This is a genomic window from Acinetobacter sp. YH12027 (genome assembly GCF_013420085.1).
Lineage (GTDB): Bacteria > Pseudomonadota > Gammaproteobacteria > Pseudomonadales > Moraxellaceae > Acinetobacter > Acinetobacter amyesii.
The window spans coordinates 1-13946 of the sequence record NZ_VOYW01000056.1 but is presented as its reverse complement, the minus strand read 5'-3'; the positions used below and the strand labels follow the sequence as shown (position 1 = coordinate 13946).

At 40.9% G+C, this 13946-nt stretch carries 13 protein-coding genes and 1 pseudogene; 7 read left to right on the top strand and 7 right to left on the bottom strand.

The window, feature by feature from the left end; translation table 11 throughout:
• Positions 1 to 225: 225 nt before the first annotated feature.
• Positions 226 to 1278 (bottom strand): Rieske 2Fe-2S domain-containing protein, encoded by a 1053-nt coding sequence (locus FTT94_RS15115; RefSeq protein ID WP_180171053.1) that lies wholly within the window; start codon positions 1276 to 1278, stop codon positions 226 to 228.
• A 408-nt stretch (positions 1279 to 1686) separates the two neighbouring features.
• On the opposite strand from FTT94_RS15115, the gene FTT94_RS15110 reads away from it, so the two are divergent.
• The 6 genes from FTT94_RS15110 (at position 1687) to FTT94_RS15085 (ending at position 8203) form a co-directional block, all read left to right on the top strand.
• Positions 1687 to 2715: a substrate-binding domain-containing protein gene (locus FTT94_RS15110; protein WP_078190190.1), complete on the top strand. Its 1029-nt coding sequence runs from the start codon at positions 1687 to 1689 to the stop codon at positions 2713 to 2715.
• Positions 2716 to 2814: 99 nt separating this feature from the next.
• Positions 2815 to 4194, top strand: coding sequence for a phosphate ABC transporter permease subunit PstC (pstC, locus tag FTT94_RS15105; protein WP_168379200.1), 1380 nt, complete (start codon positions 2815 to 2817; stop codon positions 4192 to 4194).
• Complete coding sequence (gene pstA, locus FTT94_RS15100) at positions 4191 to 5582, top strand: phosphate ABC transporter permease PstA (protein ID WP_180171052.1); 1392 nt, start codon at positions 4191 to 4193, stop codon at positions 5580 to 5582. Before pstC ends, pstA begins: the two co-directional genes overlap by 4 nt.
• 13 nt (positions 5583 to 5595) lie before the next feature.
• Positions 5596 to 6519: a phosphate ABC transporter ATP-binding protein PstB gene (gene pstB, locus FTT94_RS15095; RefSeq protein WP_218945842.1), complete on the top strand. Its 924-nt coding sequence runs from the start codon at positions 5596 to 5598 to the stop codon at positions 6517 to 6519.
• A gap of 190 nt (positions 6520 to 6709) precedes the next feature.
• Positions 6710 to 7672, top strand: a complete 963-nt coding sequence (gene sohB, locus FTT94_RS15090; protein WP_180009607.1) for a protease SohB — start codon at positions 6710 to 6712, stop codon at positions 7670 to 7672.
• A gap of 105 nt (positions 7673 to 7777) precedes the next feature.
• Positions 7778 to 8203: a hypothetical protein gene (locus tag FTT94_RS15085; RefSeq protein ID WP_252725857.1), complete on the top strand. Its 426-nt coding sequence runs from the start codon at positions 7778 to 7780 to the stop codon at positions 8201 to 8203.
• 364 nt (positions 8204 to 8567) lie between these two features.
• Here FTT94_RS15085 and FTT94_RS15080 read toward each other — a convergent pair whose 3' ends face one another.
• Positions 8568 to 9233, bottom strand: coding sequence for a DUF2238 domain-containing protein (locus FTT94_RS15080; protein WP_180147283.1), 666 nt, complete (start codon positions 9231 to 9233; stop codon positions 8568 to 8570).
• A 212-nt stretch (positions 9234 to 9445) separates the two neighbouring features.
• Between FTT94_RS15080 and FTT94_RS15075 the strand changes: the two genes are divergently transcribed.
• Complete coding sequence (locus tag FTT94_RS15075) at positions 9446 to 9685, top strand: hypothetical protein (RefSeq protein WP_180055204.1); 240 nt, start codon at positions 9446 to 9448, stop codon at positions 9683 to 9685.
• A 116-nt stretch (positions 9686 to 9801) separates the two neighbouring features.
• Here FTT94_RS15075 and purB read toward each other — a convergent pair whose 3' ends face one another.
• From purB to FTT94_RS15050, 5 genes and pseudogenes are all read right to left on the bottom strand, one after another.
• Positions 9802 to 11190 (bottom strand): adenylosuccinate lyase, encoded by a 1389-nt coding sequence (gene purB, locus FTT94_RS15070; protein ID WP_180023456.1) that lies wholly within the window; start codon positions 11188 to 11190, stop codon positions 9802 to 9804.
• A 56-nt stretch (positions 11191 to 11246) separates the two neighbouring features.
• Positions 11247 to 11978, bottom strand: coding sequence for a high frequency lysogenization protein HflD (gene hflD / locus FTT94_RS15065; protein WP_078190181.1), 732 nt, complete (start codon positions 11976 to 11978; stop codon positions 11247 to 11249).
• A gap of 12 nt (positions 11979 to 11990) precedes the next feature.
• Positions 11991 to 13127: a tRNA 2-thiouridine(34) synthase MnmA gene (gene mnmA, locus FTT94_RS15060; RefSeq protein ID WP_168379207.1), complete on the bottom strand. Its 1137-nt coding sequence runs from the start codon at positions 13125 to 13127 to the stop codon at positions 11991 to 11993.
• A 4-nt stretch (positions 13128 to 13131) separates the two neighbouring features.
• Positions 13132 to 13617, bottom strand: a complete 486-nt coding sequence (locus FTT94_RS15055; protein WP_168379208.1) for an NUDIX hydrolase — start codon at positions 13615 to 13617, stop codon at positions 13132 to 13134.
• A gap of 222 nt (positions 13618 to 13839) precedes the next feature.
• Positions 13840 to 13946: pseudogene (locus tag FTT94_RS15050) on the bottom strand (IS5/IS1182 family transposase); the annotation flags it as partial.

Below are 13946 nucleotides of genomic sequence, written 5' to 3'. Positions count from 1 at the left end.
TCATATTAAGCTTTACGAGGGCGTTGTATCGTCTGACGAGACGTGTATCAAGATGGGAGATATTAAATTGAAGAGCATGCTCTTCAATTTAACCCAAAACTTGGGATTTGTGTAGATACCTATGCCTTGAAGGAGAGGGTTAGGGAGAGGTGATTGTAAATAGCGAGGTACTATGCGAGCTTTGATGAATCATTGATTGATTTTTTAACCGAAATATTTCCTATTTCACGCTGCAAATAACGGACTAAATCCCATTTTCCTCAGTAGTTTTCGATACATACTCGAACTACGATCCGCGGGGAAATGTACTTCTAATGATAAATCGAGTGGCAAATATTCAGGTTTCTGATTTTCCACAATCAAACGATCCTCCTCAAAAATTTTCAAATTAAACTCATATGCATCTTCAACCGGTAAGTCTTTGTCATAATTGCGGCATATAGGCGCAAATAAGCGTGTCGAGCGGGCAGTCATGGGTGATGCCGCATTCATAATGACTTGCTTGCTGTTGTTTGGAAAATGAATGGTCAGCGTTGCGGTAAACGGCAGATGAATTTCGAAATGGCGCAGCCATTGAAAGCCGTCTTGTCCGCGCTGTTCTAAACCAATCGGGTAGCGCCCAACACTGCTCCAATAGTCTGCATTAAATCCTGTTTCAGTCTCAATGGTTTTGTAGTCTGGGACTTCTACATTTTCAGGGTCGCCAAAGGTATCGGGATGTACCCATGCAAAATGAGCCACATCAATAAAACCTTCAAGTTGTCGGCCAGCAAAACACTGAAAATCGACCGTTGGGCACACCAATTGCTGAAACTCGGCTTCATCCCAATTCGGCATGACGGGAATGTTTGGCGCAGCATCTTTAGGTGCAGTGAGCGAACACCATATCAGTCCATAACGCTCAACAGCGGCATAAGTACGCAAGTTGAAACGAGGTGAAATTTTGTGCTCAGGATGTGCAGGGATGCGATTGCAATGACCATGTTCACCAAAGCATAAACCATGATAGCGGCAGACCACGCCTAGACCATCATTTTTACCTAAACTTAGGGGTACGCCGCGGTGTGGGCAGGCATCTTTAGCGACAATCAGTTCTTCTCCCATTTTATAGATGACGAGCGGCATATCTAAAAGCATGGTGCCATAAGGTTGTTCTGTAATGTCTCGAGCGAGTGCAATGGGATACCAATATTCTGCAAGTAAGTGCCAGTCATGTTTTTCAAAAGTCATATGCACAGGCAAGTCCGGATTAAATGTCGCAATGGCTTTACTGGTCATTTTAGGCTCTGTTTTTATGTAAACTTGCATATTGAGCGAACTAAAAATGTAATGAAATTTCAATTATTGGAATATGAGTGAATAAAAAATCGAACATGCAAATGTGCATCATTCAGAAAAAGAGGAGAATTTGAAAAAAGAAAATAAGACAAAATATGACAGTGACATGAATTCTTACGAATATCAAAGTAGAAATAAATAAGACCAATACTTTGATAAATTTCATTACGTATTGAAAAATAAAGAATTATATTTAAATCAATGTGCAATCATCAATTATCATAAAAGCGTCATAAAGATGTAACCTAACTGTCATACTCTAAAATCAAAATGCGTATATCGAAAAAGTACAAGACTTTATTAGAAAGTGGCGTACTCCAATAAATGCATCAATAAAGAGAGATGAGAATGCGCTTAAATCATATCGCACTTGCTATGGTACTCACTACTGGGGCAACAGTCGCTACAACTGCAAATGCAGCTCGTGACACGATCCAAATTGCTGGTTCTTCAACTGTACTGCCTTATGCAAGTATTGTTGCAGAAGAGTTTGGTAATACATTCCCACAATTTAAAGCACCTGTCGTAGGTTCAGGCGGTACTTCAGGTGGTTTGAAACAATTCTGTAATGGTGTAGGCGACAACACAATTGACGTTGCAAACGCATCTCGTAAAATTAAAGATACTGAATTGGCTGCATGTAAAAAAGCCGGCGTTAACCAAATCTTAGAAATTAAAGTTGGATATGACGGTATCGTATTTGCGTCAAATGCGAAAAAAGCGGCATTCAAACTTCGCCCACAGCACGTATTTGCTGCACTCGCTGCTGAACTACCATCAAAAGGTAAATTGGTTCCAAACCCATACACACGTTGGAATCAAATCGACCCAACATTACCAAACGAAGCAATCACTTTAGTTATTCCTGCATCAAACCACGGTACACGTGAAGTGTTCCAAGAAAAAATGGTCGATGCTGGCTGTGAAACTTATGAAGCTTTCGCAAAATTAGATAAAGATGCTCAGAAAAAAGCATGTTCAACTTTCCGTAAAGATGGTCGTGTGATTGAAATCGCGGGCGATTATACAGAAACATTGGCACGCTTAAAAACTTCACCTAATGCGGTCGGTGTATTCGGTCTGGGTTTCTATGACCAAAACCGTGACAAGCTACGTGTAGCAACAGTGAATAATGTAGCGCCGTCTGAGAAGACAATTTTAAATGGTTCATACCCAGTATCTCGTCCATTGTTCTTCTACGTTAAAGGCGAGCACTTAAAATCAATTAAAGGCTTAAAAGAGTTCACAGAATTCTTCTTAAGCAAAAAAGTATCAGGTAAAGGTTCTAAGCTAGAAAAAGCAGGCTTAATTTCAATGTCTGATAAAGAACGCGCTGCAGTTCTTGCAAACTTTAAAGCTGGTAAAGCAGTTAAATAATTGGATTGAAACAGCCAATGGCAGGATTGACCTGCCATTGGCTTTTTGCAAAGAAACAGTTTTTTCAAGAAGGGCTTTTGAAAAAACAGTGGAGATTACATGAATCTGCTACTTATTGGTGTGTTACTCGCAATTATTGCAATCGCTTATCAAGTTGGACTGACCAAAAGTCGCAAACTTGCAGGTAAAGGCAATAACTCAGCAATGTTGCATTCACGACCGGGCTACTATGGTGTTTTGGTCGCTTTATGGTGTGGGATTCCCGCTTTTTTAATCTTGATTGTTTGGAACTTGGTTGAACCGAGTATTTTTCAACATGTTATTTTAAATAATGTCCCTGAAAATATTCGTTTAAGTTTAGATCCTGCAAGCACGAGCGTAATGGTTGACCGCGTTCAAGCGATTGCTTCTGGTTTTGGGGTGAGTGATACGCCAGCTGCATATGAACTTGCAGCAGCAGAACAATTAAAGAAAATTGAAAACATTGGCTCATATGCAAAATTGGCCATTGTGATTTGTGCGGCATTGATTGGTTTAGTCATGGCTAAACGCCGCATCGCAGAAAAATATCGTGCACGTAACCAAGTCGAAAAAGTCATTAATATCGCATTGGCACTGTGTTCGGGTGTCGCAATCCTGACAACAGTTGGCATTGTGATGTCGATGTTCAGTGAAGCCATGCGTTTCTTTAGTTTTGTCAGTCCACTAGATTTCTTCTTAGGCACTGAATGGAACCCCGGTTTTAGTACATCAGGGAATGCCGAAGGTAGTTATGGTTTGCTGCCACTCCTTTGGGGCACACTCATGGTCAGTGGTATTGCGCTATTGGTTGCTGTTCCTGTTGGTTTGATGATTGCCATTTACTTAGCTGAATATGCCAAGCCAAGTTTTCGCGCCTGGGCAAAACCGGCTATTGAAGTTCTCGCAGGTATTCCAACCATCGTTTATGGTGTATTTGCCTTAATGATTATTGGACCCTTTGCAAAACAGCTCGGTGCATATATCGGACTCGATATTAATGCAACCAGTGCTTTAACAGCAGGCTTTGTGATGGGGATTATGATTATCCCATTCGTTTCATCATTATCTGACGACATCATTACCCAAGTGCCTCGCGCGCTTCGTGACGGTTCACTTGGTTTGGGTGCGACAAAATCAGAAACCATTCGTCAAGTGGTGATTCCAGCTGCATTGCCGGGCATTATCGGTGCATTCTTATTGGCAGCATCTCGTGCGATTGGTGAAACCATGATTGTGGTGCTTGCAGCAGGGAACAGTCCTTTACTGCATATCAACCCACTCGAAGCGGTGTCTACCGTCACCATTACCATCGTAAACCAATTAACAGGTGATACAGACTTTGCGAGTCCTCAAGCATTGGTCGCTTTTGCACTCGGTTTAACACTGTTTGTGATTACTTTAGGTCTGAATATTGTTGCACTGTACATTGTGCGTAAATACCGTGAGCAATACGAATGAGTACGACGAATACATCAAATATGGATCAAACTTTTGATCCGCTCGCAGCCGCAGAGCTTCGTGAAAAACGTAAGAAAATCATTGAAAACTCATTGGCGAAAAGACACCGTAAAGAAAATACCTTCCGTGTCTTGGGTTTTAGTGCAGTAGTGACTGGCTTATTGTTCGTCGTGCTATTGTTTGGCAGTATTTTAGCCAAAGGCTTACCAGCATTCTGGCAAAGCTCGATGACGGTGCCTGTGTTTTTTGATCCAAGTATCGTCAATGTAGGAGCGAAACCGGTTCAAAAAGAAGGTGAATCTCCTGCACAGTTCCAAGAGCGTTTTATTGCTTGGCAAACTGAAATGGGCATGGTGGATTGGGATGCGCTGATTGTGAATGGGATCATTGCAAAAGATCCAGCGATTGCCTCTCAACGTGATGATCTCAACAGTTTATATACCAGTTCAGAAGCATATCGCTTACGTGACATGGTTATGGCAGATCCATCATTGATTGGCCAAAAGCAAGATTTGAAAATCCTTGCAGATGCTAATGTCGATGTCTGGTTGGCTGGTAATATTGACCGCAGCTTGCCTGATGAACAGCAACAATTGAGTCCAGGTGTACGCCAACTTGCAGATAAACTTAAAGCTGATGGTGTTATTACTAACTCGTTTAATACTGAAATATTTAAGAATCCAGACTCTCGTAGCTCACCTGCAACTTCAGGTTTAGCTGGGGCGTTTATGGGGTCGTTATTTATGATGCTGATCGTGATCATTATTTCGATTCCAATTGGTGTAGCATCCGCAATTTACTTAGAAGAGTTTGCACCTAAAAACTGGATTACCGATGTTGTCGAAGTCAACATTAACAACCTAGCAGCGGTTCCTTCGATTGTCTTTGGTTTGCTTGGTGCAGCGATCTTTATTGGTTGGATGCATATGCCGCTTTCGGCTCCTGTGGTTGGTGGTTTAGTCTTAAGTTTGATGACTTTACCAACGGTCATTATTACCACACGTGCTTCACTAAAAGCGGTTCCTCCATCGATCCGCCAAGCCGCTTTAGGTTTGGGTGCATCACGTTTACAAACTGTATTTCACCACGTCTTGCCACTGGCATTACCAGGTATCTTAACCGGTGCCATTATTGGTGTTGCGCAAGCCCTAGGAGAAACTGCTCCATTATTATTGATTGGTATGAGTGCCTTTGTGGCAAGTGTACCAGCCACTCCTTTAGATCAATCCACTGCATTACCTGTACAAATTTTCCTTTGGCAAGGTAATGAGCTACGTAACTTCTTTGAAGGACGTACCGCAGCAGCAATCATTGTACTTCTTGCTCTCATGATCGGCTTAAACAGTTTAGCCATCTGGTTACGTAAGAAATTTGAAGTACGCTGGTAATTGAGGGCATTATATGAATAGCGTCGTTACAACTGAAAAGAATTCCTTATATCAGGATAAGTCCGTGAATCCAGAACAAACACAATTTACCTCTGCTCAGGGCAGCCAAAAACAAACCAATACTGCGTTTGTGTCACAATTCGATACGCAATCTAGCGCGAAAAAAGATGCGAAATCGAGCAATGTGAAAATCAGTACCAATGATGTGCATGTGTACTATGGCGAATCTGAAGCGATCAAAGGCATAGATCTGAACATTTATGAAAATGAAGTGATAGCCTTTATTGGACCGTCTGGTTGTGGTAAGTCAACTTTCCTGCGTACGCTCAACCGTATGAATGACACGATTGATTCTTGTCGTGTGACAGGGCAAGTGCTCATGGATAATCAAGACATCTATGATCCAAATCTTGATGTGGTATTACTGCGTGCGCAAGTTGGCATGGTATTCCAAAAACCAAACCCATTTCCAAAGTCAATTTTTGACAATGTCGCTTATGGTCCTAAACTGCATGGATTGGCGCGTGACAAATACGATATGGAAGAAATTGTTGAAAATAGTCTGCGTAAAGCAGGCCTTTGGGATGAAGTGAAAGACCGTTTGAACCAACCGGGTACAGGACTTTCAGGTGGTCAGCAGCAACGTCTTTGTATTGCGCGAACCATTGCAGTTAGTCCTGAAGTGATTTTGATGGATGAACCTTGTTCAGCACTCGATCCGATTGCAACAGCAAAAGTAGAAGAGCTCATCACTGAACTTTCAGCGCAATATACCATTGCGATTGTGACGCACTCGATGCAACAAGCAGCACGTGTATCTGACCGTACTGCATATTTCCATTTGGGTGATTTGATTGAAGTGAATTCCACTGAAAAAGTCTTTACTCAACCGGATCATCAATTGACTGAAGCGTATATTACCGGGCGTTTTGGTTAATCTAGACTGTTTAAAAATAGAGCCGAAAGGCTCTTTTTTTATGAAGTTAATAATTAGGTAGAGACGTCTTGATAGAAATAAAATGCTCAATTTGGCTCAATGAGAATTATTTTCAAAAAATAGATTGAATTTTTGTGATGCAACCCACATGTTATACAACATAAATATGAATTAAATGAGTTTCAATTTTATGCTATTTCATAATCCTAAGTTGCCTGCGGAAATTCGTGTAAGCCACTTAAATGCACGTATTAATGAACAACGAAAAAAAATTGCGCAAACGACTGCATCTAAACTTGAGCTGCTGCAACTAAGCCAACAATTATCAAAAGAAGCGCGCGCACGTAAAAAGAATAACCAAAAAATTTATGTAATCGATTTTAATGGTGATACCGCTGCATCTGCGGTAACGAGTCTACGTGAAGAAATTACCCTGATCTTAGCGACAGCAAAAGCAGGACGTGACCGCGTGGTTTTACGTTTAGAAAGTCCAGGCGGGATGGTGCATGGCTATGGTCTGGCCGCTGCACAATTGGTACGTTTACGTGATGCTGGATTTAACTTAACCATTTGCGTGGATAAAGTTGCTGCAAGCGGTGGCTATATGATGGCCTGCATTGCAAATGAGATCGTTTCAGCACCATTTGCCGTGGTGGGTTCGATTGGTGTAGTTGCACAAGTGCCGAACTTTAACCGTTTATTGAAAGAAAAACATATCGATTTTGAACTGTATACCGCGGGTCAGTTCAAACGTACCGTAACTATGTTTGGTGAAAATACTGCTGAAGGTAAAGCCAAATTTGAAGAAGAGTTACAGCAAACCCATAACTTGTTTAAACACTTTGTTGAAAAATACCGTCCTCAGCTCAATGTCGATAAAGTTGCCACAGGTGAGCATTGGTATGGTCAAGATGCAATGGATCTCAATTTGGTCGATAAACTCCAAACGTCAGATGAATATCTATTAAGTCTTATGCCACAACATGATGTATATATGATTGAAACCCGCAAAAAACCAACACTGGGTGAGAAGTTAGGCTTACAAGCAGCACAAATTGCGGATTCATTGGTTCCTGCTGTCATGTCTAAAGTGATGGAATCATTGAGCAAAGCTAATGCAAATATCGTTCAATTAAAAGATCTAAAATTTTAAAATCTTTATGCTTATAAAGTATTTAAAGCTCACTTCGGTGAGCTTTTTTTATGCTAAACGATGCTGTTGTGATAGATTGCGTTGCGTACATAGATATTGATGATAATGATGTCTAATTTTCTGTTTATTTTAGGTGGTGTCATTTGCCTAATGGTTTGGCCTTGGCTATATTTGCTGCATTTTCAAAGTGTGAAAAAATCTGTGCTGAAACAGTATGCTGCGCTGTTTGGCCCAGCAGCAACACTGTTGGCAGGCTATATTTATTGTTCATCACTACAGGTAGATGTTCGCTCTGAAGCCTGCGGCACTGTTGTGGCCTATCAGAGTTATATGAGTAGCGGAAATATAAATAAAAGACAGCCTTTTGAGCGGGTTGAAATTTTAGTGAATCATACAAAATATACACGGCATTTTCGTATAGATGATGATCTACAAAAAATGCCAGCGGGAGCAAAAGCGTGCTTTCAGTATTATGACCGAAAATTGAATCCGCAAATGTCAGATTCAATCTTAATTCAATGGACTGCTTAAATATTTAACTGATGTTACGCAGTAACACCAGAAGTGCAATTTGATTCAAATAAAACAACGATACGCGGTAACGTCATCCGCAAGTGTTTGAGACAGGGCTGCTTCTAATCAAAAATGTTTTTGCGATACTTTGAATACGTAGACGCGAGCGAACGAGTTTTGCGGTGAGGAGCATTGCTCCGCAAGATGGTTTCCTTGCGAAGCTTCGCTTCTCATTTTGCCGAATGAGAAACATCGTTTCGTAAAAGTACCTCCAGCCGAAGGCTAATCCAGTTATTCAATTCCTAGATGTAAGACTCCGTCGAATAGACTTAAAAATCATTTTTAAAATCAGAAATTACTTCTAGGTGCGTAACATCAGTATTTAAGATAAAAAATATTCAGGCTTTTGTTTAGCGTTATTCAACAAATTTGATGTCATTAAACAAATACCACCAGTGATCATCGCACCAAGTGTTGCGAGCAGCATATCTTTATGCGCATCCCAAATATCACCTTGTTGCCCATTATAATTTTCAGCTTCTTCTGGTGATAAGCCAATGGCAATCAGCCATTCGATCCATTCATAAAATAAACTGGTCGCCATGACGAATTGTACGACCAATAAAAAGAGTGTTCCGGCTTTTAATTGTGGTAGCCAGATTTGAAATATGCGATAAAAGAACGGATAGAGCAGCAATCCATAGGCAAGGTGTACAAGCCGATCATACATATTCCGAGACCATCCCATGCTTTGGTCAAGGTTGAAACCGAAGAGAGCTTGTGTCCATTCAGAATAAGGCACATAAGAATATAAATAATGGGCACCGATGACATGAATCAGTAAAAAGCCAAGATACAGGCAAACAGTTGCGAAACTTAGCCCTATTTTATAAAGGAAAACTAGCAGCACGATCAGCATAAACGCTGTGCCAATTTGATGGAGGATATATGCTTCCATTTCTAAAGGTTGGATACTGGCGATCACAATGGCAAGAGTTAATAACGCAAAAGCTAAGATGTGCTTAAGTTTTAATTTGAAATCAATCATGAAAAGGCAAAGCTCAAATTTTTTATCGGTGTGCAATGTTTATAATTCGCGGCAAGTATAGCCATAATGCGATGAAAAGTGATAGTTAGACGGCGCTAGAATTTGTGCATTATTTTTTCAAATGTCTTTAGTTTGCGGCTGGGGATAAGTATTTTTAAAAAGATTGTATTAAACTCAGATGAATATCGATGTTTAAGTATTTGGTAGTAACTATGGCCGTTGTTGAGGCATTTATTGCGACTCAAAATTGTTATTTTAACTATGAGTTTGAAGAACTTAATTTAACAGGTGATTTTCCAGAAGAGCTCTCTGTGTCTTTGCGCGGCATGATGTTTCGCCATAAGATTCAATATCCCGATACCACATATTATGTTTATTATTCAGATGTTTTAACAGGCTGTGAATTACAAAGGATGAAAGATGATTGGGCGAAATATTGCCCTGCAGAATAAAATTGCGTCTAAATTTTCTATCTCCTTGCGGAGCATGCTCCTCATCTCAAAGAGAGCAGAAGTATTATAAATAAAAAACGAGGCATGAAGCCTCGTTTTTTTTGATCTATCTAAAATTAGATTTTAGAAATAAGATCTTTAATGTTTGCTGCTTGAGTTGATGCATTACCTGTATATGTTGCAGGTGTCATTTCTGCAAGACGCGCACGGTCAGCAGCTGGAACAGCTTCTAATTCGTTACCATTTACGAAATCAACCATCATTTCGCGAGTCATTGCTTGACCACGAGTTAGGGCTTTAAGTTTTTCGTAAGGTTTTTCAACTGCATAACGACGCATAACAGTTTGAATCGGTTCTGCAAGCACTTCTTGCGCATGGTCAAGGTCTTCTAGAATACGTTGAGCATTCAATTCAAGTTTACCAATACCTTTAGAGCAAGCTTCAAATGCGATCAAGCTTTGTGCAAAACCAACGCCCATGTTACGAAGCACAGTTGAGTCAGTTAAGTCACGCTGCCAACGAGATACAGGAAGTTTTTCACCAAGGTGAGCCAATACCGCATTCGCAATACCCAAGTTACCTTCAGAGTTTTCGAAGTCAATTGGGTTAACTTTATGTGGCATTGTTGAAGAACCAACTTCGCCTTCTTTCAAACGTTGTTTGAAGAAACCAAGTGAGATGTATCCCCAAACGTCACGGTTAAAGTCGATTAAGATTGTGTTGAAACGACGTAGCGCATCAAAAAGTTCCGCCATGTAGTCATGCGGTTCAATCTGAGTCGTGTACGGGTTGAAGGTTAAACCTAAAGACTCTACAAAAGCTTGAGAATGAGCAGGCCAGTTAATTTCAGGGTAAGCAGAGTAATGAGCGTTGTAGTTACCTACAGCACCGTTAATTTTACCTAGAAGTTCAACTTGTTTGAATTGCTTGATTTGACGCGCTAAACGGTAAGCTACGTTCGCCATTTCTTTACCCAAAGTTGTTGGGCTAGCAGTTTGACCGTGTGTACGAGACAACATTGGTTGTTCAGCGTGTTGTTCAGCCAAAGCAACGATTGAATCGATGATTTGTTGCATCGCAGCAACTAAAACTTCACGGCCATTTTTAAGCATTAAAGCATGAGACAAGTTGTTGATGTCTTCAGATGTACATGCAAAGTGAATGAATTCTCCAGCATTTTTAAGCTCATCGATATGTGCGATTTGCTCTTTTAAGAAGTACTCAACTGCTTTTACGTCATGGTTTGTTGTACGTTCAATTTCTTTAATGCGGTTTGCATTGTCTTCAGAGAAGTTCGCAACAATTGCATCAAGCGCAGCATTCGTTTCAGCACTGAATGCTGGAACTTCTGTGATTTCTGGACGGTTTGCAAGCGCTTGTAACCAACGCACTTCAACAGTCACACGAGCATGGATTAAACCAAACTCAGAGAGGAAGGGACGTAGAGCATCACATTTGCTTGCGTAACGTCCATCTAATGGAGAAAGTGCGGTTAAAGCGTTCATAGCGATTCCTTAAATTTTGGAATTAAACGTAAAACAAAAAGCCCGTACTGCATCAGTTAAACCACCTGATACTGTAAACGGGCAAGATCTTGAATATCTTGTAGTAGCTTGCGCTTACTGAAAATCATACCCCATGAGCTACCACCGAGCTGACGCCATAAATGTGCCATTTGTAAGCCGGTAAATAAGGTGGCGCGAATGCGATTGGTATGAGAAGTGTCTTTAAATGCTTCGGCATTACCACGAACCATAATACGTGGATTAATTTGGCCTGCAGTTTCAATATAGGTTTGCGCTAAATTGGCAATGATACTTGGATGTAAATAATTATTATCAAAAAAGGAAAGCTGTCTTAGAATTTTTTGTTGGGATTGTTCGATGATTTCGACAAATTTAGGATTGCTATAGACTTTCTTTTCTAACTGCAATAACGCCATCGCATACGTCATGGGTAGCTTAGTATTGGCAAGTTTAGGAAGTCTAGATTTGGGAGATGTATTGAAGGGTTGAGTAATGCTACTTTCTAAGGTTTTTAATCCCAGCGAAATATCCGCCAAGCCACTAAAAAAATCAAGCGTCTGACTAGACTGATTCGACTTAGGACGGATATTTAAACTGGCTTTAATGAGATGTTCAAAATAAAAGTTACCGCTTTCCCCGATACTCTGTTGCCCAGTCAATGCAGTCATGTGGGTCAGCTGTGTCGCTTGAAAAACAGCAGCTAACGCCAATGCACGATTTTGGCGAGTATTCAGAGTCTGAGGCTGCTGAAACGGTAACTCTGTCATCCGAAACAATCCTTATTCAATAAAATCCGGTTTAGGCGCATTGGTATGATGAATCACACCACCCCCTAAACAAACTTCACCGGTGTAGAACACCACACTTTGACCCGGTGTAACAGCACGTTGTGGCTCATCGAATTCGACACGCACACCATTTGGCGCTGTAGGGTCTTTAAATATTGTACAGTCTTGGTCAGGCTGACGATAACGAGTTTTCGCTGTGCAGCGGAAGCCTGATTCAGGAATCTCTTGTTCACCAGCCACCCAATCAATCGCTTCAGACCATAAAATGGTGCTTTGCATGAGTGGATGTTCATGACCTTGACCAACGACTAGGCGATTACCTTCGATATCTTTATGCAGTACAAACCAAGCGCCTTCTTCAGCACCTTTTAGACCACCAAGACCGATGCCACCACGTTGGCCGAGCGTATAGTACATTAAGCCGTGATGTTCACCAACCTCTTTACCCGTGTCTAGGACGATTTTTCCGGGTTGAGCAGGTAAATATTGCTTTAAGAAGTCATTAAATCGACGTTCGCCAATAAAGCAAATTCCTGTTGAATCTTTTTTCTTCGCGGTGATTAGACCTAATTCTTCAGCGATTTTACGCACTTGTGGTTTTTCAATTTCACCCACAGGGAACAAAGTTTTGTTAATTTCACGACCATGCACTGCATGTAGGAAATAGGTTTGGTCTTTGTTGTTGTCTAGACCACGCAGTAGAGGGGCATACTCTTCACCACGTGAATTTTTTAGCGTTTCACCACGGCGGCAATAGTGGCCTGTCGCAATAAAGTCAGCACCTAAGTTCACAGCATGGTCGAGAAATGCACGGAATTTAATTTCTTTATTGCAGAGAATATCTGGGTTTGGTGTACGACCTGCGGCATATTCTTCTAAGAAATGCTCAAAGACACGGTCCCAATATTCCATCGCAAAGTTTGCGGTATGAAGTTTGATTCCAATTTTGTCACAAACGGCTTGAGCATCGGCAAGATCTTCCATTGCCGTACAGTATTCCGTGCCGTCATCTTCTTCCCAGTTTTTCATGAAAAGACCTTCAACTTGATAACCTTGTTGAAGTAAAAGTGCTGCAGATACAGAAGAATCTACACCACCAGACATACCGACGATGACACGTTGTTGCATAGGATTAAGCATCCAAATTTGAAATTAAGGGAGAATTTTGGTGCTCGTAAATGAGCGATAAAGGAAATTTTTGACCTGAAAGAGCATCTTGCACAGCTTTGATGACTAATGGACTACGCGCACGGGCAGACTCAATGAGTTCATCAAGCGTCATCCATACTGCACCGGCAATACCTGTGTCTAATTGTGCATCGGCATGGTGCTGAATGTCTTTAGCTAAGAAACAGAAACGGAAATAAGTACGATCAGGGAACATCGGAGGAGTATAAGTATACATGCCTAGGAGGTTCGTGATTTCTACATCGTGACCTGTTTCTTCCATGGTTTCTCGAATGGCGGCTTCAATAATGGTTTCGCCAGCTTCAACATGACCTGCAGGTTGATTAAATACAGTATGGGTCACACCTTCTGTATGTTCTTCAACAAATAGGAATTTTCCGTCTTTTTCAACGACTGTCGCAACAGTGACGTGAGCAGTCCAAGCGGTCATAGAAAAGCACCATGGGGTAAAAACGCTATTCTACAAAATTTAGGGAGCGGTGGCTACGATGGGAGGTGAATTCTTTGGATAGAGATATTTTTTAGCGTAGAAATTTATGGAACACTGGTTCATAAATGGGGTTGGAAACAATGAATCATAAAAAGCCCTGTACAGTTGATATAGGCTTTTTTTGTAATATGGATATGATTAATATTAGATTTCTTTCATAAGTCATTTTTCACTCAGCTCCAAGTTATAAATTCCAGCAATTAGATTGAATCTTAATGCTAGTCTTTTGCCTCGATTGCGATATCGCTCAGCAAGAATTTTGAAGGTTT